14 protein-coding genes are annotated in these 20,183 nt (G+C 42.8%); 11 read left to right on the top strand and 3 right to left on the bottom strand.

What is annotated here, in order from left to right:
* Positions 1 to 128 precede the first annotated feature (128 nt).
* Complete coding sequence (thrS, locus tag BuS5_RS15410) at positions 129 to 2,036, bottom strand: threonine--tRNA ligase (protein ID WP_027354417.1); 1,908 nt, start codon at positions 2,034 to 2,036, stop codon at positions 129 to 131.
* 235 nt (positions 2,037 to 2,271) lie between these two features.
* On the opposite strand from thrS, the gene BuS5_RS15405 reads away from it, so the two are divergent.
* Both BuS5_RS15405 and BuS5_RS15400 read left to right on the top strand, forming a co-directional pair.
* A protein-coding gene (locus BuS5_RS15405) for an IS3 family transposase (protein ID WP_274427796.1) occupies positions 2,272 to 3,397 on the top strand; the annotation gives its coding sequence in 2 pieces (ribosomal slippage) (positions 2,272 to 2,544 and positions 2,546 to 3,397; 1,125 coding nt in all).
* A 477-nt stretch (positions 3,398 to 3,874) separates the two neighbouring features.
* Positions 3,875 to 5,287 (top strand): CDP-archaeol synthase, encoded by a 1,413-nt coding sequence (locus BuS5_RS15400; RefSeq protein WP_051374925.1) that lies wholly within the window; start codon positions 3,875 to 3,877, stop codon positions 5,285 to 5,287.
* Here the strand turns inward: BuS5_RS15400 and gdhA are convergent.
* Complete coding sequence (gdhA, locus tag BuS5_RS15395; RefSeq protein ID WP_027354414.1) at positions 5,272 to 6,621, bottom strand: NADP-specific glutamate dehydrogenase; 1,350 nt, start codon at positions 6,619 to 6,621, stop codon at positions 5,272 to 5,274. The two genes, BuS5_RS15400 and gdhA, sit on opposite strands and share 16 nt — an antisense overlap.
* Before the next feature lie 204 nt (positions 6,622 to 6,825).
* Positions 6,826 to 9,858, bottom strand: a complete 3,033-nt coding sequence (locus BuS5_RS15390) for a PEP/pyruvate-binding domain-containing protein (RefSeq protein ID WP_027354413.1) — start codon at positions 9,856 to 9,858, stop codon at positions 6,826 to 6,828.
* 144 nt (positions 9,859 to 10,002) lie between these two features.
* On the opposite strand from BuS5_RS15390, the gene BuS5_RS15385 reads away from it, so the two are divergent.
* The 9 genes from BuS5_RS15385 to BuS5_RS15345 all read left to right on the top strand — a co-directional run bounded on the left by BuS5_RS15385 (position 10,003) and on the right by BuS5_RS15345 (position 20,172).
* The gene (locus tag BuS5_RS15385) at positions 10,003 to 10,611 is read left to right on the top strand and encodes a cytidylate kinase-like family protein (RefSeq protein ID WP_027354412.1); all 609 of its coding nucleotides are present in this window, start codon (positions 10,003 to 10,005) and stop codon (positions 10,609 to 10,611) included.
* A 48-nt stretch (positions 10,612 to 10,659) separates the two neighbouring features.
* A complete protein-coding gene (gene amrB / locus BuS5_RS15380) occupies positions 10,660 to 11,295 on the top strand; it encodes an AmmeMemoRadiSam system protein B (protein ID WP_051374923.1) in 636 nt (211 codons plus the stop codon).
* On the top strand, positions 11,234 to 12,346 hold the full coding sequence (gene amrA, locus BuS5_RS15375) for an AmmeMemoRadiSam system protein A (protein ID WP_051374922.1): 1,113 nt from the start codon (positions 11,234 to 11,236) through the stop codon (positions 12,344 to 12,346). The genes amrB and amrA overlap by 62 nt, the downstream gene beginning before the upstream one ends.
* A 234-nt stretch (positions 12,347 to 12,580) precedes the next feature.
* Positions 12,581 to 13,459, top strand: coding sequence for a DUF4338 domain-containing protein (locus BuS5_RS15370; protein WP_274427795.1), 879 nt, complete (start codon positions 12,581 to 12,583; stop codon positions 13,457 to 13,459).
* On the top strand, positions 13,449 to 14,900 hold the full coding sequence (gene tnpC / locus BuS5_RS15365) for an IS66 family transposase (RefSeq protein ID WP_274427794.1): 1,452 nt from the start codon (positions 13,449 to 13,451) through the stop codon (positions 14,898 to 14,900). Before BuS5_RS15370 ends, tnpC begins: the two co-directional genes overlap by 11 nt.
* A 393-nt stretch (positions 14,901 to 15,293) precedes the next feature.
* Entirely contained in the window at positions 15,294 to 16,058 is a 765-nt protein-coding gene (locus tag BuS5_RS15360; protein ID WP_274427792.1) for a hypothetical protein, read from the top strand.
* A 533-nt stretch (positions 16,059 to 16,591) separates the two neighbouring features.
* Entirely contained in the window at positions 16,592 to 18,067 is a 1,476-nt protein-coding gene (gene lysS, locus BuS5_RS15355) for a lysine--tRNA ligase (RefSeq protein WP_027354545.1), read from the top strand.
* 139 nt (positions 18,068 to 18,206) lie between these two features.
* The gene (locus BuS5_RS15350) at positions 18,207 to 19,457 is read left to right on the top strand and encodes a lipoprotein-releasing ABC transporter permease subunit (RefSeq protein ID WP_027354546.1); all 1,251 of its coding nucleotides are present in this window, start codon (positions 18,207 to 18,209) and stop codon (positions 19,455 to 19,457) included.
* Complete coding sequence (locus BuS5_RS15345) at positions 19,450 to 20,172, top strand: ABC transporter ATP-binding protein (protein WP_051375014.1); 723 nt, start codon at positions 19,450 to 19,452, stop codon at positions 20,170 to 20,172. Before BuS5_RS15350 ends, BuS5_RS15345 begins: the two co-directional genes overlap by 8 nt.
* Positions 20,173 to 20,183 lie beyond the last annotated feature (11 nt).

The following is a 20,183-nucleotide window of genomic DNA, read 5'->3' as shown; positions in this document are numbered from 1 at the left end:
TTTAGCTTGGACAAAGGCTTTTCCCGAGCCCAAAACACACTTTGAGGAAGAATAATATCTGCCGTACCGCCATTTCTGAGTGTGTTAAACATACGTTCTGTAAAGAGCAGCACTATTTTGGTGGTGCATTATAAATCAAGTTCCAGCTTACGCTTTCTGATATTATCAAGGATTTTGTCGAGAAATTCATCCTGGGGCATCCCCTGTCTTACTTTCCCATCCAGGGTTCGCACGGAAAGACCGCCGGTTTCTTTTTCCCGGTTGCCGATAGTGATTATAAGAGGAATTTTATCAAGCTGGGCATCCCGGACTTTTTTATTGAGACTTTCGGTTCTGGCATCGACTTCAGTTCGCAGCCCTTTTGCATCGAAGAAATTTTTGAGACTCTCTGCGTAGGGTGATAGATCATCATTGATGGGAAGCAGCGTAATCTGCACAGGAGCCATCCATAAAGGAAATTTGCCCGCAAAATGCTCCACCAGGATTCCGAAAAATCGTTCTATGGAGCCGTAAATCACCCTGTGAATCATGATCGGCCGGTGCTTTTCATTGTCAGCGCCGATATATGTCAGGTCAAATCGCTCCGGAAGGGACATGTCTAGCTGGATCGTGCCGCATTGCCAGGTTCGGCCCAGGGCATCTTTAATGTGGATATCGATTTTAGGCCCGTAAAAAGCCCCGTCACCTTCATTGATCTTGTATTCCAGGCCATACTTGTTCAGGGCTGATGCAAGGCCCTCTGTAGCCATCTCCCACTGGTCATCTGTCCCGATCGATTTTTCCGGGCGTGTTGAAAGTTCAAGATGAAAGCCAAGGCCAAAGGTGCTGTAAATTTTTTCCACCAGTTTCAGCACTCCCAGAATCTCACCCTCTATCTGATCAGGCGTCATGAAAATATGGGCATCATCCTGATGAAAAGCCCGCACCCGGAAAAGGCCGGAAAGAACACCGCTCAGTTCGTGCCTGTGTACCAGGCCGATCTCGCCGGCCCGGATTGGAAAATCTTTATATGAACGGGTGGCGGTCTTGTAGAGGAGCATGCCGCCGGGACAATTCATAGGTTTGATAGCGTATTCGGTCTCATCGACTATGGTGGTGTACATATTTTCGCGATAATTTTCCCAGTGCCCGCTCTTGACCCACAAACTTTTATCAAGCATGATCGGGGTTTTGGTTTCCACATAACCGGCGGCCTTATGCTCTGCGCGCCAGTAATCAAGGAGAATATTCCAGACTTCCATTCCTTTGGGGTGAAAAAAAGGCATGCCCGGAGCAGCTTCATGAAAACTGAAAAGATCCATGGTCAGGCCGAGTTTCCTGTGATTCCTTTTTTTGGCCTCGGCTATGAAATTGAGATGAGCTTTTAATTCCTTTTTATCAAAAAAAGCAGTGCCGTATATGCGCTGGAGCTGGGGTCTGGTTTGATCTGCGCGCCAGTACGCACCGGAAACCTTCATAAGTTTGAAAGCCTTGATAAAGCCGGTATGGGGAATGTGGGGTCCCCGGCATAAATCGGTAAAATCGCCTTGGGTATAAAGAGATATGGTTCCATCCTCAAGATCGTTAATCATCTCGAGTTTGTATTCCTCATCCCGGTAAAACCCAAGCGCCTCAGCTTTGGATACATTTTTGCGGACAAAGGGGATTTTGGCCTTGATAATTTTTTTCATCTCAGCCTCGATGGCGGGAAAGTCTTCTTCTGAAACCGGCTCCATATCTATATCATAATAAAAGCCGTTTTCCACAACCGGCCCGATGGTCAGACCGGCGTTTTTGTATATTCTCTGAACAGCCTCGGCCATAACGTGCGCCGTGCTGTGGCGCAGGATTTCCAGGGCTTTGGCGTCTTTTTTGGTAATAAATTCTATTTTCGAATCCTTATCAATACCTCTGCTCAAATCTAACAGCTCCGAATCAATCTCCATTGCAACGCAGTTGCGGGCAAATCCTTCGGAAATACTCCGGGCCACATCGAGCCCTGAGGGATTTTTTTCAAACTCTTTTACTGCTCCATCGGGGAATGTAATTTTTATCATTATAATATGCTCGTTATATGTTTCAAACGTTTCCAATCCGCGCGACAATATTTTTATTGATTTTTTACGCGCAATATATCTTTTTATGAAGGTACTATAGCATAAATTGGAAAACTATCCAAAGATATTTGAAATTTTATCAGGAATTCAGGGGACTATAATACTCCCCAAAAACTGGACAGTTGTTTAAGGTGTAAAATGAGTATATCCTGATCAACAAAAAGGAGGCTCATTAATGGGTAAAATTCGAAAAAATTACAGCGCATCATTCAAAGCTAAAGTAGCTCTTGAAGCGATCAAAATGGACAAAACGATTTCCCAACTATCCAGTGAATATGGAGTTCATTCAAATCAAATAAATCAATGGCGAAAGCGTCTATTAGAAGAATTGCCCGATATATTTTCAAAAAAGCGTCAAAAAAAAGAAAAAGACGCTGAAGAATTCCAGGCGGAGCTTTACCAGCAAATAGGCCAATTAAAGGTCGAGTTGGATTGGCTAAAAAAAAAATCTAAACTGCTCAATTGATATAAAGCGTCAATGCATCGACCCGAATCATTCTTTGGTACCTATAGTGCGCCAGTGTGATCTAGTGCGCCAGTGTGATCTTTTGGGGATAAACAGATCGACTTATTACTATCAATCCTGCAAAAATGAGAGCTATAATCTGGCTCTAATGCGATTAATAGACGAAGAATATACCAGATATCCGTTCTACGGTGTTGAGAAAATGACAGCAATATTAAAGCGACAAGGGCATACTGTCAATCCCAAACGCATAAGACGTTTGATGCGGCTTATGGGACTTGAAGCGATATATCCAAAACCGAATCTGAGCAAGGCATTAAAAGAGCATAAAATTTATCCATATCTGCTACGAGGCGTTTCCATTAATCAAGTTGACCAGGTATGGTCAACGGACATTACCTATATCCGTTTGAATTCAGGTTTTATCTATCTTGTAGCAGTGATAGACTGGTTCAGTCGGTATGTCCTGAGCTACGAATTTTCAACCACACTGGACAAGGGATTTTGTATAAAAGCCTTACAGGGTGCCTTAAAAGTTGCAAAACCCAAGATCTTTAACACGGATCAAGGCAGTCAGTTTACCAGCGATGCTTTTACCTGCGTTTTAAAAAAAGCCTGGGTAAAGATCAGCATGGACGGCCGGGGCCGTGCTCTGGATAACATCTTCGTAGAGCGCCTATGGCGTACCGTGAAATATGAACGTGTTTATATCCACAACTATGAAACCGTCAGGGAGGCTATCCAAGACATTGGAGAATATTTTGGCTTTTACAATACTGAACGACTCCATCAATCTTTGGATTACCAAGACCCCTGCAGAGATATATTTTGGTAAATTCGCTATTCAACGTGTGGAATAAGTTATAAACATATTAATATTGAATTTTAGGCATCCTTCAAATTTAGTTTACACTGATTTTCTATAAAAAATTAAATTTTACCGCGGAGAACGCAAAAAGCGCGGAGGGAACTGCTTGGTTTTGAATGTAATATCTCAGCGTTCTTTGCGAACTCTGCGGTAAAATATTGATTCCGGCATTAAAAAAAGTGTTAACTACTTTTGGGTATAAATGAAGGATACCGAATTTTAACAGTATGTTAATAAGATGTAGAAAAGTTATAAACATTTTATCAACAAGTTATAAACATTTTAGAGCGATGCTATTATTTATTAAATTAATCAGTTAAGTCATTTATGAACATTTTTACGACAAACAGGCACATATTTTATTTTTTTGTTTACTTGGGATACGCTAACAGAATAAAAGTGCTTAGTTCTCTTTATTATTGAATTCCTGTGGATTTATTTATTATGCCAGCTTTTAAAATATTGATTCTGCTTTTGCTGATAAACGGAGCTCCCCCTGTTATTGCCTTCTTTTTCCCCGGAATTGCCGGGCGGCCTGTGGATTGCGGGTTCAGGTTCTTGGACGGCTATCCTTTTTTGGGAAAACATAAAACCGTGGCAGGGTTTCTGGCCGGAATACTGGCCGGCTGCATATTCGGTTTTGTTATGGGCTTTCCGCTTATAATCGGTTTCCTGGTCGGGCTGCTCTCCATGACCGGGGACAGTTTTACGAGTTTTATAAAAAGGCGTTTGAATATTGACTCGGGAATTGATACTTTTCTGCTTGATCAATTTTTTGAGGGGCTTTTTCCTATCTTGCTTTTCCATCGGTTCTATTATTTTTCATGGAATAAAACCCTGGTTCTCCTGTTTTTATTTATTATTACGGCCTGGATCGGTTCCAAATTTTTTATGAAAATATTTCCGTCCAATAAAATCAAACCTGATAAAACCAAACTTGACTGCACAGTCCGTTCCAGGGCACGTTTTCGCGAATGGCGCGCATGCCACACAGCTTTGTCGCCTTTTGCGCGCATGCTGAATTTTGAAAGTGTAATATATTACCGCTGGTTTATGAAGGGCCTTTTTAAATGTGCGGGTATATATGAGCAGGGGAAAAAAAATGCTGTTCAGGTGCGCCTAAAATCCATGGAGTTACCATTTCCTGAACTGCCTGAGTCATTCGATAAATATCGGATCCTTTTTATAAGCGATTTGCATCTGGACGGTCTTGAAGGTCTATCTGAACGGTTGATAGAAAAAGTGTCGGAAATAAAAGCGGATGTATGTCTCCTGGGGGGTGACTACCGGATGGAGATGTACGGTCCTTTTGATGATGTAAACTGTAAAATCTGCGAGTTGATAAAACATATTGACGCTCCGGACGGAGTATTCGGGGTGCTGGGCAATCATGACTGTCTTGAAATAGCTCCTGAACTCGAGGATTCAGGAATTTGTATGCTGATTAATGATTCGATTGCATTGAAACGGGGCGGAGACGCGTTAAGCCTTATCGGGGTGGATGACCCGCATTACTATAAATGCCACGATCTGGAAAAGGCTTTCAGGGAAGTGCCTGCCGGGGCATTCACTGTTCTGGTGGCACATTCGCCGGAAATTATAAAAGATACCCATGGAAAAAAGATTGATCTGTGCCTGTGCGGGCATACCCACGGGGGGCAGATACGCTTGCCGTATATCGGCGCTCTTTTCACCCATTGCAATCTACCGCGAAGGTTTGCGTCCGGTTTGTGGAAGCATGAATCAATTACAGGTTATACATCAAACGGCGCCGGCGCTTCAGGAGTGCCGGTAAGGTTTAACTGCCCGCCGGAGGTCGTTCTGGTAACCTTGATGAGAAGCTATACCAGCCCCTGATCAAGCATGGCTTCAGCCACTTTTATAAATCCCGCCATATTTGCGCCGTTCATATAATTGCCGGGTGTTCCGTACTGTTCGGCGGTATCAAGGCAAGTCTTGTGAATGCTTTTCATGATAATTTTCAGTCGATCTTCAACCTCCCGGGCGGGCCAGCCGATGCGCATGCTGTTCTGGGCCATTTCAAGGCCGGAAACCGCCACCCCTCCGGCATTGGAGGCCTTGCCGGGAGCATAAAGGATTTTGTTGTCGAGCAGGATATTTATTCCTTCGGGCGTGGTCGGCATATTCGCTCCTTCACACACCAGGGTTACGCCGTTTTTAACAAGATTGCCCGCGGCCGGGCCGTCAAGTTCATTTTCGGTGGCACAGGGAAAAGCGCAGTCAGCTTTATGGTTCCAAAGGGGGTTATGGTCTTTTTCATAATCAGCAGGCGTGTAAACAGCTCCGGGAAATTTATCCGCATATTCCTTTATCCGGCCTCGTTTTAAATTTTTAAGCCTTTTAACAAAAGCGAGTTTTTTTTCATCAATTCCGCTTTCATCAAAAATATATCCGGATGAATCGGAAAGTATTAGTACTTTTCCTCCCAGGGTGATGATCTTCTCCACAGTAAACTGGGCCACATTCCCGGACCCTGAAACAAGGCAGGTTTTTCCTTCTATGGTAGTATTTTTTGTGGTCAGCATTTCCGCGGCAAAGTAAACGCATCCGTATCCTGTGGCTTCAGGACGGATCAGGCTTCCGCCCCAGTTTATGCTTTTGCCTGTAAGAATACCGGTAAATTCATTACTAAGCTTTTTGTACATTCCGAACAGGAATCCGATTTCCCTGGCACCCACACCGATATCCCCGGCCGGTATGTCCGTATTATGCCCTATGTGGCGAAACAGCTCACTCATAAAACTCTGACAAAACCGCATAACTTCGGCATCCGACTTGCCTTTTGGATCAAAGTCGGAGCCGCCCTTCCCACCTCCCATCGGCAGAGTGGTTAAGGCATTTTTAAAAATCTGTTCAAAAGCGAGAAACTTCAGAATCGACAGGCTTACCGAAGGATGGAACCGCAGCCCTCCTTTGTAGGGGCCGATGGCGCTGTTCATCTCCACCCTGAAGCCCCGGTTTACATGAATTTCGCCCCTGTCATCCATCCACGGCACCCGAAACATAACCACACGTTCCGGCTCGGTGATTCTTTCAAGTATCCGGGCATGCCGGTATTCAGGGTTCATCTCCATCACCGGCTGCACAGATTCCATCACTTCTGTAACAGCTTGATGAAATTCTCTCTCATGCGCATCCCTGGCTTTGATGATTTCTATGATGTTGTCCATTATTCCTCCATTTGGTTTATATACTACCTAAGTTGAGCGATTAGCTGTTAGCAATTAGCTGTTAGCCTTGAAAAATTAAGGTATTACATCATTAAGAAATAACACCCAATGGGTAAAAAATTGTAATCGCAAAATATCTTGTAATCATTAAGCTAACAGCTAAGGGCTCAATTCAGGTACGGATTTTAATTTTTCATAGCGCTATCACAGAATGAGACCGTCAGATAAAACAACAGCGCGTGATCCATTGCCGTCTATCTTGATTAAAAGAGGTGTTTTAAGACGCGCATGTCTTAAAAAACCGGTTTCCTTTTCAACCGGCAGCCCATTCAGCCAGTCAAGGCCCAAAAAACTGGTTTTATCCTGTAATACGGTTAGATAGCCGATCCCGAGAGATGTTATGTTATGAAAAAAATGAGTTCCCTGGGACGGATCCGCCTGCAGCTTTTCGGTTGATGTTTCGATGATTACTCCGACTCCTGAGATATCATGCCAGGTTACGGGTATCCCGAGCCATTTGTCCGCCGAACCCCATCTCCCGGGGCCTATGAGGAGATAGGGTCTGTTCAGCCGCATCAGGCTTTTGTTCATACTGCTGATCTCTGCCGATATATCACGAGTACGGGAGGGGTCGAAGCTGTCCTGCTTTACAAAAAGAATATCGTAGATATCATTAAATGTGCCGTTACCCAGCGCACTGTCGGACAAACATACAGCTTCCGATATTTCAGCGCCGGTTATTTCGACCTTTTCACTCTGACTACTAAGACTCATGGGTCTTATTTGAAGTAGGTCGAATTCAGGCTTTGCCTTCCGGTCGTTTTCAGGCGGGATGTTAACTGCAAATTCTATCTCAACCGGGCAGCCCATACCTTTTTGGCCGATTTTTAAAATTTCCGTAAGAATCTCCGACAGGGGGAACGCGTTGTATTTGAGCATTCCCGCAAATGTCAATAATCTTTGCCCCGAAGCTTGAATTGTATCCCTGATCTTGTGATCGTCCGGTAAATATGTGCTGGCAATCATTTTTAAAGGGGTTTGTTGAATAAAATCATCCTGAATATCGTTTATATCGAGTTGTAAAAGCGTGGAAGTATCGCCGGATTCGGTTCCTGATATATTTAATTTACCGAAGTCATGGGGAAAACCATCCATCCTCAGGGCAAAGAAGCGGCGCTGGGAATTTTGCAATATGTCGTCCACTGTTGAAAATTGAGGCAAAAAACGAGGATATTTAGGGCAAAAACGGAGCGCTGCGCCGCCTTCTACAACAGTTTTGCCAAGCCCGAAAGCAATATGCACGATACCCTCTTCAGGCTTCATATAAGATACGGTATAATAGTTATAGGACTGCGCCAGCCCTGAAACAGCAGGATAGAAATAGTCCCCGTACCTTGACCCGGTTACCTGCTGAATGATTACGGCCATCTTTTCCTCTTCGGTTCTATACATACCCCTCCCGGCGGCGGCCCTTGGAGTTGCCAGGTATGTTGAGGCATAAACCAGCTTGATTGCCTTTACAAGTTGATCAACCCTGACAAGGAGGTCAGGGTTGTTGTTGGGGATCATGTATGTTTTATAGATTCCAGCACAGGGCATATACTGCGCATCCTCCAAAAGGCTGGAAGACCTTACGGCCAGGGGATATTTTGCCCGGGATAAAAAAATTTTGAGATCAGAGCGAAGGTTTTTCGGAAAATTCGATTGCATGAACCGTTCCACAATGTCGGCATCTTCACCGGGAGCATCAGACGGCCGATTGTCGGGCAAAATACGGGAACCGTTTTGCTCCATAAAGGAATCAAAACCTGCTGTTGTAATAACCAGGGTTTTAGGAATGCCGATCTTGACATCCGGAAATTTTTCTGCCGGCCCGGTCTCTTTATTCAGAAGATTCGACATAAAAGCCAGCCCCCTGGCCTTGCCGCCCAGGGATCCCTTGCCTATCCTGGTAAAATCCACATCAGCATCAAAGCCATCCCCCGCAAAATCGGTTACCACACCTTTTTGACGTCTTATGCGCCTTTCCCTGCAACAGTCGACAAGGTACTTTTTTATTTCCTGGGCGCTCGAAAAAGCATCGACATTGATATATCGTAACCTTGAAGCAAGCTCTATTTCAGAACGGGCCATCAGCCATGTTGAAAAATGATTTCGCCTGGCATGATAATCGATAGATTCATCAGGAATATCAGGTATAATTTTTTCCATCTCCCTGAGGCTTGATGCCCTGGCAACCTCTTTTCCGTCAGGCATCCTGAAGATAAAATCACCAAAAGCAAGGTAATTAATAAAAAACGACCTGATATCAATATGCAGTGATTGGGAATGTTTGTTAATGAAAATAGCCGGAATCTCCATAGCTCTTTGCCTGTTGGACTCTTCCGAACTGAAAACCAGAACCGGCATTCCCGGAGAATCCTTCCTGATCATGTCCAGAAGAATGAAACCGGCCTGGTCATCAAGTATCCCGTTGCGCTGAAAACGGACATCCGACAGCACGCTCAGCAGGTATGGCTTGAACTTATGGTAAAGCTCCACAGCTTCTTCAAAATTTTCCGCAACCAGTATCCTGGGTCTGGCCCTCATCATGAGATTACGATGGGCATCATTGATGGATCCTTCCATTACGTCCTGGGTCTGCATAACCAACTCCCGGTAAAGCCGCGGAAGTATGGATGAACAGTATATGGGGGAGTCCTCCACATAAATAATGACTCTTATCCTTGCTTTCTGTGTATCATTAACAACATTCAACTGATCTTCAATGCTCTTTATGATTGATAAAAGAAGATCGGCATTCCCATACCATACAAACATCTTGTCTATATATTTATGATCAGGGTATAATTGATTGGTAAGCAGATTGCCCGCATTATGTTCAAGAAGATAGACGAAAAGATCCGGGAATTGCTGTTTGATCATTTTACCCAGGATAAAAGGATCCATATCATTGATGCGGGGCATGATAATTACAAGATGAAATTTCTTCCTGGAAAGAATATCCATAGCTTCTGCGGCGGTAGAGACCCAGGTGAGTTTTGGCGGCCTGCTGAGGTTCAAGCCGCGATATTCATGAATAATCCTTTCGGCTATACGGCCATCCTCTTCCATAATAAATGCGTCATAGGGGCTGGAAACAAGAAGGATTTCCCTGATCCGTTTTGACATCAGATCATGAAACACATTAAACGAAAGGTCCGAATCATCAAATAGATCTTTATGTAATTTGGACATGCTTACCTCATCGATGCTGAAAGTACTTATATGATAATAAAAAGTGTAGCAAAAAAGGTAATTATTGACAAATAATTAAACAAAATATAATTCCAAGATAGAGAGAATGGATTTTATAAACAGCGCTTTAAGGGGGGGGATGACATGGCGGTTATAACAATATCCAGACAGGGTGGTGCAGGCGGCGTAAGCGTGGGCAATCCTTTAGCCAAAAAACTTGGATATGCTCTAATTGACGAAGAGATTATTAATATGGTGGCGAAGGATGCCAGGGTTACATCCCATTGGGTCAGGTCTATCGAAAAAGATGCCGGAGGTCTTATACACAGAATGATCGATGGACTGATTTCAGGAAAATATATCGATCGTCTAACTGGTGATAAGAAAGGTTATATTGATGAAAAAGTATACATAGAAACCCTTTACAAAGTTATGCCTCGTATTGCAGAAGAGGATAATTGTATTATCCTGGGCAGGGGAGGACAATATATCTTAAAGAATTTTGAAAATGTCTATCATGTGCTGCTTGCCGCCGACAAACAGGATCGAATAAATTTTATGGTGGAGCATCATGATTTTTTGCCTACTAATGCAAAAAATATAGTGGAGCAATTTGATATAAGAAGGAACAGGCTTTACCGCAAAATGGGAGAGGTGGACTATGACAAGCCGGAACTTTATCATTTAGTTATTAATACTAGCAAGCTGAGTCTGGAAAGAGCGGCCGATATTATAGCCGATTTAGTAAAATAATAGGCATCGTAATTCCGGATTTCTCATAAATAATAGGAGGAACCTATTATGAGATGCCTGGTCAAAAATTTAATATTTGCGGTGCTTCTCACATTAATGCCGGTGTTTTATATATATGCCGGTGATAAGTTGACCGTGAGCTCCGCTACGCTACGCACACGGTCAACTTATCGCCGGCTGTCGAGTTCCTCGAACGTCCTTGACAGGTTCCGCTCACGCTCCACCTATCAAGGGCGTTCGAGCCGACTGCGATTCTCGACACTGAATGAAAAAAAACCGCCTTTTTCATTCAGTGCCTGCGATTCTCGCGGCTCAACAGCCGGCGATGCACAGGCCGGCGGTATCCGAAAGCCAGCCTATGCAGGAAGTTTTTATCCGGCCGATCAGGCTGAATTAAGTCGATTATTAGAGCGGCTTACTCAAGAGGCGAAAAAAAACCATATCCGTCTTCCCGCAGGCAAACCTTTTAAGGCTCTCATCCTCCCCCATGCAGGTTATATATACTCAGGATTAACCGCCGCCCATGCTTCGCAGGCCCTTTCCGGCAAAAACTTTACAAAGATCATTCTGCTGGGGCCGGATCACAGAATCGGCTTTTCAAATTGCGCAGTTGGAGATGCCGATGCATATAAAAACCCCTCTTGGCCTGATAAAACTGCATGCAGACGCGAAAAGACTTCTTAAACAACCGGAACTATTCAGGACGATTATAGCTTCGGACAGAGCTGAGCATTCTATTGAGGTTATCCTTCCGTTTTTGCAATTTTATCTGAAAAATTTTACAATCATACCGATTGTAACAGGTCCCTGTGATATCGATAAATTAACGCAGGCTGTTGAAAAGCTCCTTGATGAAAAGACCCTGGTTATTGCCAGTTCGGATTTTTCCCATTATCTCCCATATGAGGAGGCTGTTAAAAGGGATAAGGATACTATCGATAAGATATTAGCGCTTGATTATGAAAAACTGTTAAAAAAAGATAATTCCGCGTGCGGCAAAATACCGGTTACGGTCCTGATAAAAATGGCGCTGCATCATAACTGGCAGCCTGTTTTGCTGCATTATTCAAACAGCGGCGACACTGCCGGCGGCCGCTCCAGAGTAGTCGGATATGCCGCTATAGCCTTTTATGGAGAATCTCTTATGAAAAACATATCCAGTGAATTAAATGAAAAACATGGCCGGATCCTGTTAGATCTTGCCAGGCAGACCATAATGAAAAAACTCGGTATCAAGGTCGACAAAAACAGAGCCGATCAGCTTGCTGCAGCTTTAAGGGATAGTCAATTCAAAATACACAGGGGAACTTTTGTCACACTGAATATTGACGGCGGATTGAGAGGATGTATAGGCAATATTTCCGATTCGGATTCCGTGAAAGACGGAGTACGTAAAAATGCAGTCAACGCTGCATTCCACGATCCGCGTTTTCCTGCCCTGCTGAAAGACGAGCTGAAAAAAATTGAAATTGAAATAAGCATCCTTTCAGAACCAAAGCCTGTAGAATACAAAAACGGCGCTGATCTGATAAAAAAACTTAAAGTAAATGTGGATGGTGTAATTCTCCGCAAAGGGCCGGCCGGCGCAACTTTTCTGCCCCAGGTCTGGAAACAGCTGCCAAAACCGGAGGAGTTTCTGGCCCACCTGTGCATGAAGGCCGGTCTTCCTGCCGATGCCTGGAAAAATAGCGGTCTGGAGGTTCTTGTTTACCAGGTCCAGTACTTTGAAGAATGATCGAGCCGTAATATTTCTGGTAATAGCCACCGGCATTTCATCTGTGCCCTGTGTGCAATGAATTTCAGACAGCGATTAATCCGAACACCAATCTGGCCAGGTGTTTTCGGTGTAAAAAAAATTTGTAACCGTTCACGGGCAATAATCGTTTTGAGTTTAAAATTTAATATCTAACCGCAAATTTTTTTAAGAAAAATTTTGCGTTCCAGTGCCTGATGGTTTATAGTGTCAGGAATGGAATCAGTCATAACATATCGGAGGCGATCAGTCACCAGGCAAAATATAGCGACCGTCAGGCGGATTATTGAATCACATCCTGACAAAAGCAGACGCTTCATTTCTCAAGAAGTCTGCAGGGAATGGAACTGGAGACAGTCTAATGGTGTTCTTAAAGATATGATCTGCCGAAGCCTGCTGCTTCTTTTGGAATCAAAGGGTTTTATTAAACTGCCTGCCCGAAAATGTACCCCTCCCAACCCTCTTGCAAAGCGAAAAAAAACATCCTGGGTAATAGTCGATAAAACTCCTGTTCATTGTTCTGTCGAAGACCTGTTTCCTATAAAACTTGACCAGGTTCGCAGAACTTCTTTTGAGAAGATATTCAATGGTCTTGTAAGTGAGTACCATTATCTTGGTTATACTCAACCAGTTGGGGAGCATCTCAAATATATTGCATTTTCTCATAATCGCCCTATTGCGTGTTTGGCATGGGGGTCAGCGCCATGGTATATTGGAGCACGAGATCGTTTCATTGGCTGGAGCAAAAAGATTAGAGAGAACAATCTTCATCTAATCGCCAACAATCTCCGTTTTTTGATCCTGCCATGGGTTCAAGTCCCTTGTTTGGCATCATATTTATTGGCATTGAACCGTCATCGCTTGTTACAAGATTGGAAAACTTTATATCATCATCCGGTTTATCTGCTTGAAACCTTTGTTGACACAGAGCGCTACCGCGGTACCTGTTATAAAGCGGATAATTGGATCTGTGTGGGGCAGACAACCGGTCAGGGCAAGCTCAGCAAATCAAAGCAACCACTACTTTCCAAAAAGGCTGTTTATGTTTATCCCTTGACTAAAAACTTTCGCAGGGAGTTATGTCATGACGCATGATGAAGCATTGGCTTTGTATAATGCCGGGCTGAAAGTTACGGTCAAAATCCTGTGTGATTTAAGCAATACTATTGAATTTCAGGAAGAGCAGATAAAGGCTTTGGAGGTCAAGGTTGCCAAGCTTTCAAAAAACTCATCTAATTCCAGCAAACGCCCTTCTTCTGATGAGATCACAAAGCCAAAAAATCAAAAAGAAGGAAATCGTAAGATCGGAGGCCAACCCGGACATGAGAGGCATCTTCGTACTCCCTTCACCGAGGATGAGATAAACAAAACTCATCCATACATACTAACTGTTTGCCCTGTATGCGATGGGGAAGTTCATATAATTGATGCGCCTCCTCGTATTATCCAACAAATGGAACTGCCGGAGCTGCCGATAATCAAAGAAGAACATCGTTCGTATCCGGTATGGTGCGAGAAATGTCAGCAAATTCATTACATGCCTTTTCCTGCTAATATAGTCAAGGAAGGGCTCTTCAAAGAGCGCTTGACAGCCTTGGTTGCCTATATGAAAAATGTCTGTCATGCATCGTTTTCCACAATCAGAAAATTTATCCGAGACGTCCTTGGAGAAAATGTTTCCCGTGGATATCTGCGAAAAGTAATTGAAAAAGTAAGTCAGTCCCTGGAAGCGCCATACAGTGAATTGCTCAATCGTTTACCTTTCGAGGAAGCAGTAAATGTCGATGAAACCGGCCATAAGGAAAACAAAGACAAGTTTTGGACATGGGTTTTCAAGGCTGAAATGTATGTGCTGTTCAAAATCGACAAGTCCCGTGGATCAAAAATTTTAATTGATGTTTTGGGTAAAGAGTTCAACGGAGTACTGGGTTGTGATTATTTTTCGGCGTATCGCAAGTATATGAAGGATTTTAACGTTACTATACAGTTTTGTATCGCCCACTTGATTCGGGACATCCGGTTTTTAACAACTTTGCCAGATAAAGAAACAAAAGCATATGGCGAAAAACTTCTGGATGAAGTCCGAAATATGTTCAAGGTTATTCATGATCGTGACAATATAATCCCGGAAGACTTCACCAATGCTCTTGAAAAGGCTAAGGCAAGAATTATTACAGCAGCCTTGGAGGATGTTCCGAGTCGACTGAATAAAGACGGTAAAGAAGAAAAACGGGAAGCCAAAAATATGGCCAACCGATTCCGCAAGCATGGTAAAGAATATTTTGAATTTATCACAACTCCCGAAATAGGCCCTACCAACAATGTGGCAGAACAGGCAATCCGATTTATCGTAATAGATCGTTACGTAACTCACGGTACACGCAGTATCAAAGGACGAAAAAGTTGCGAACGGTTATGGACTGTAATTGCAACATGCGCATTACAAGGCCGATCAGCATTCAATTTTATATTGGAAGCAGTTAAGGCGTACTTCAAGAATGATCCCGCCCCATCCCTTATACCTGATACCTCATAGTGAATTTACGATAGGAATCCCTCGGAATCAGTCTATTAAAAAACCTGGAGTTGATTTGACATTCCGCCACTGCGTGATCGACTGGCCACTGATTTCGAATATTCCGTGTATATTTCGCAGAGGACAATCATAGGTGATGCGCTTATTCTTACACTGATCATGAAATGAGAACGAGATTTCCTAAGTAGTGATCAAATGCAAGAATTTCTTTTTTTGTCTCTTTATAATCCAACATCCTCATCAAAGATGAATCGGTAGGCGTAGTAGTATATCCCTAAAATTTTTTCATCCTTGAAGACAGCGATACTATATACCGTTTATTCATAGGCCCAACCATTTCCTGCCATTCCAATATTTAAAGGGGGCATTTATACCCGTGAACGGTTACGATTCATGAATATTCATCGAATGGTGAAATGGGCTGAAATGGTTCTTAAGCACTCACCACGGGGGCGAGTTTCAAAGGGCTCTGTAGTTTCAAAACTTAGGAATTATCTTGGTAAACTTCCTGAATATAAACAGTTTATCAAGCGATTTCTTCGTGATGCATCTCCTCTTTTAAAAAGCCGGGAAATTCTTAAAGCTCAAGGCTTGAATATGAAAACCTACAAAGAGTGCAAAGAACTTTTAAAAAATATCCCTCAAAGCTCTCAAGTACGTATCGGTTTTATTACCTGGATGGAAAAACAATTAATAGTCGCTGAATCATTGGGCATGGGCAATACTGGAATGCCTATTTGTTCTGATAATATTGAATCCCTGTTTGGACTTGGTAAAACACATGGTACAGGAGAAGTAAAAGATGCAAACCGAATTGCACTTCGTTTACCGGCTTTTTGCGGATCTGTGAATAGAGAATCCGTTCGGATGGCAATGGGCGTTACAGTAAAGGAACAACAGGAAGTTGAAAATAAGTTGTTGTCTTTAACTCGGCAGCGCCGAAAAATTTTACCAACCCCCGGAAGCCTTACAGATAGTTTGTCAACTGAGTTTGACTGTGGTTTAACTCTTCTACCGGTGCCAAAAAATGATGAAAAATCAAAAGATGTAACTGATATTACAGCAAATTTTGAACAATTAGGTGGGCCCGTAAATAAGTTTACAAAACAACCTTATGCGCCCAATAATGCCGAATATAATAACCGTGCCGCAGCTTAATAAGCATTTGTTTAACCACATTCAAATATAAATAATGGGTATTATCAACATGTTAATGCTTTGTTTATAAATGGAGCAAATTGACATACATAACTTATATTCTGAAGGGGGGGGGCCAAATCCTGAGCAAGCTAATTATGGGGATTTAGACACCCCAGTTTTGACTCTATAGAAATTATGTTGAAGCTTTTGGCGCAGGAGACCGACACGTTTAGGGCAATTGCGTTAAAAATTTAGACCCTTAAAAATCAAATAGTTACGCAATACAGATGGCTGCTTATCAGTGCTTGTTTTTGAAGTTGTATTTGTAACCTATTGATTTATTTAAAATCACAAATCATGCCAAATTTTGATGTAATAGCCCTGCGCCCCGACAACTTACCCTTGACACATATCTGCGAATAAGTTAGCAAAAGAGTTTGCCATTTATTCTGATTTGACAATATTTTGTAGCCGTTCCCGATTGACGGTTAACGGTTGATTAAAATACAAAACCAAACAAATAATATATTTTTGCAGATAAACTAATAAATATGAATAAAACCAATACGATTATAGAGCAGCGCAAGGAAAAACTGCTGGAAATTCAAAAAAAGGGTATCGACCTTTTTCCAAATGATTTTAATGTGGTACATGACATAATCGACATCAGGAAGCATATAGATGCAAACCCCGACTCAATCGATGATTCGGGACCTGTTTTTGTTACGGCAGGTCGCATGATGGCGATCAACAGCTTCGGCAAATCGGCCTTTATAAGGTTTCGGGACCGCACAGGTCAGATGCAGGCTTACGTCAGAAAAGACAAGGTTGGAGCAGAGACTTACGATCTTTTCAAAAAACTCGATATCGGTGATTTTATTGGTTTAGAAGGATGGGTCTTTAAAACAAAAACAGGCGAGTGGACCATTCTGGCTACGGCATTAAAACTGCTCAGTAAAGCCCTGAGGCCTTTGCCTGAAAAATTTCACGGTCTGAAAGATCCTGAAAAACGTTACCGCCAACGCTACATTGATCTGCTAATGAATGCCGATGTACGGGATATTTTTGTAAAAAGATCACGTATAATCGAATCTGTTCGTTCATATCTTCTGAAACGAGATTTCCTTGAAGTTGAAACGCCCATGATGCAGCCCCTTCCAGGAGGAGCCGAAGCCGAACCTTTTGTGACGCATCATAATGCTTTGGGAATAGATCTTTTTCTACGCATCGCTCCGGAGTTGTACCTGAAACGCTTGGTGGTGGCGGGATTTGAACGCGTTTTTGAAATAAACAGAAATTTTAGAAATGAAGGGGTCTCGACCAGGCATAATCCTGAATTTACAATGCTTGAATTCTACCAGGCTTATTCCACCTATGAAGACTTGATGGATTTAACTGAAGAGATGTTCTCAAATATTGCTTTGTATGTAACCGGAGCAACAAAAATCGAATACCAGGGCAATATTATTGATTTCAGTGGAAAGTGGCGCAGAATAACTCTGTTCAAGGCACTGGAAGAAATTGGTGGTATCGATCCGGATATTTTAAAAAACAGGGAGCGATTAACCGAATATGCGCATTCTAAGGGCATAACTATTTCAAAAGCGGGAAGTATAGGCAAGATTATAACAAAACTCTTTGACGTTCTGGTGGAACCTCAATTGATTCAGCCGACATTTATTACCGGTTATCCTGTTGAAATATCACCCCTTGCAAGAAAAAATGATAAAAACCGGGATATTACAGATCGCTTTGAGCTGTTTATCGCCGGATATGAAATTGCCAACGGCTTTTCGGAGCTTAATGATCCCGAAGATCAGAAGAATCGTTTTATGCAGCAGGTTGCAGAAAGGGAAGCCGGTGACCAGGAAGCTCACCATATGGATTCTGACTATATTGAAGCCCTGGAATACGGCATGCCCCCGACAGCCGGTGAAGGGATTGGGATTGACAGGCTGACCATGCTTCTCACGGATTCACCTTCAATTCGTGAAGTAATTCTTTTTCCGCACATGAAGCCGCTATAGGCTTTAAGATAAAGATTTTGGGTGCGTTATCGGTCGTCGGAGTATTATCATACGCCTTTCTCCCTCTGGCCTTCCCAAAATCATTATCTTAAAACCTATAGCAAGAAAATAACGATAATCGGTTAATAACACATAACTTATGCCCTTTGAATTTTTTATTTGCAGCCGTTATCTCAGAACCAAGCATAAACAGGCTTTCATTTCTCTCATTACCATACTTTCCATGGTCGGTATTACAATCGGAGTAATGGCGCTTGTTATAGTGATTGCCGTTATGACAGGCGCGGAATCAGATTTCAGGTCCAGGATCCTGGGAGTCGAATCACACGTTTTATTAATGCGCCATGGCCGTCCCTTTACAGATTTCAGGAAAATACTCTCTGAGTTAAAAAATATTGACGGTGTAGAAACAGCTTCACCCTATGTATATACTCAGATTATGCTGCGATCCTCATCCGGAGTATCAGGAGCAGTCGTAAGAGGGATAGATCCGGAATCGAAAAGCAGGGAGATAAAAAATTTTAGCAAACCAGCCTTGCGAAAATGTTTAACAACAGGTTCCATGGAAGATAAAGCCGGTTTCAAGCCCGGTATAATATTAGGCAAAGATCTTGCCAGAATCCTTGGGGTTATGGAGGGTAATGCTGTTTACCTTATATCACCCAAAGGTATGCTTTCACCGATAGGACACATACCGCTGATGAAGCTGTTTCGGGTCAACGGCCTTTTCAACTCCGGCATGTATGAATATGATTCCTCCCTGGCCTATATTCACCTCAGTGAAGCTCAGAAGATTATGCGCATGGGTGATGCTGTTTCAGGAATCGGTATCCGGGTCAAAGATATCTATGACGCTGGAAATATGGCCAAAAAAATTGTTCAAAATCTTAACAGCAAATATCCTGATGACTCATTCTGGGCGAGGGATTGGATGCAGATGAACCATAACCTTTTTTCGGCTCTGAAACTCGAAAAAAAAGCCATGTTTATCATTTTGTCGTTAATCGTTCTTGTTGCGGCTTTTAACATTTCAAGCACCCTGATTATGATGGTTATGGGCAAGAGAAAGGATATTGCGATTTTAAAAGCAATGGGCGCAACAGATAAAAGCATTAAAAAAATTTTTGTGCTGCATGGAATGATCATAGGCGCAATCGGGACCATGTCGGGAATTATACTGGGAACTGCCGGTTGTCTGGCGCTTAAACATTATAAATTCATCGAACTTCCGGGCGATGTATATTATTTTACAACCCTTCCTGTTCAGCTTGCCCCTTTCGATGTCCTTATGATAGCAGCAGCTTCCCTGGTAATCTCTTTTTTATCGACACTCTATCCGGCAAAACAGGCGTCAAAACAGAATCCTGTTGAGGCTATCCGTTATGGATAGCAGCTGTAACCGACACCGGAAAAAAGATGATGCTTTAATAAGCGCGCGCAATCTGTGCAAAAGTTACAACAACAGCGGATCATCTATAACTATTTTAAAAGATGTCGATTTTAACATTAGCAAGGGAGAAACAATCGCTGTAGTCGGTTCATCGGGAATAGGAAAATCGACTTTCCTGCATATAATAGGCACTCTTGATCGTCCGGACAGTGGCGCGCTTCTGTTTCAAGGAAACGATGTTTTACTCTTTAATGATACGAATCTTGCTGAATTCAGAAACAGATCCATAGGATTCGTCTTTCAGTTTCATCATCTTTTATCTGAATTCACGGCTATTGAAAATGTAATGATGCCGGCCATTATCAATGGGCTGGATAAAAAAACAGCCAACCGGTTAGCAGAAGATGTCCTATTACGGGTTGGACTTAAAGACAGGCTCTTTCACACTTCAGGTAAACTTTCAGGCGGTGAGCAGCAGAGAGTTGCGCTGGCAAGGGCTCTTGTCCTCAAACCTGAAATTCTTTTGGCTGATGAGCCGACCGGTAATCTTGACAGGCAAAACAGTCAACTGATTTACTCGATGCTGATGGAACTGAACCGGGAACTGGAAATGGCGCTGGTTATTGTGACCCATAATTCCGAGCTCGCCTCATTCATGTCCAAGGTTGTTACTATTATAGATGGACAGCTTTCGGATAGCCACATGAGACTTTAATATATAGAAAT

Source organism: Desulfosarcina sp. BuS5 (assembly GCF_028752835.1).
Lineage (GTDB): Bacteria > Desulfobacterota > Desulfobacteria > Desulfobacterales > BuS5 > BuS5.
Note: the sequence above shows the minus strand (reverse complement) of the source record. Positions and strands in the feature narration are given on the sequence as shown.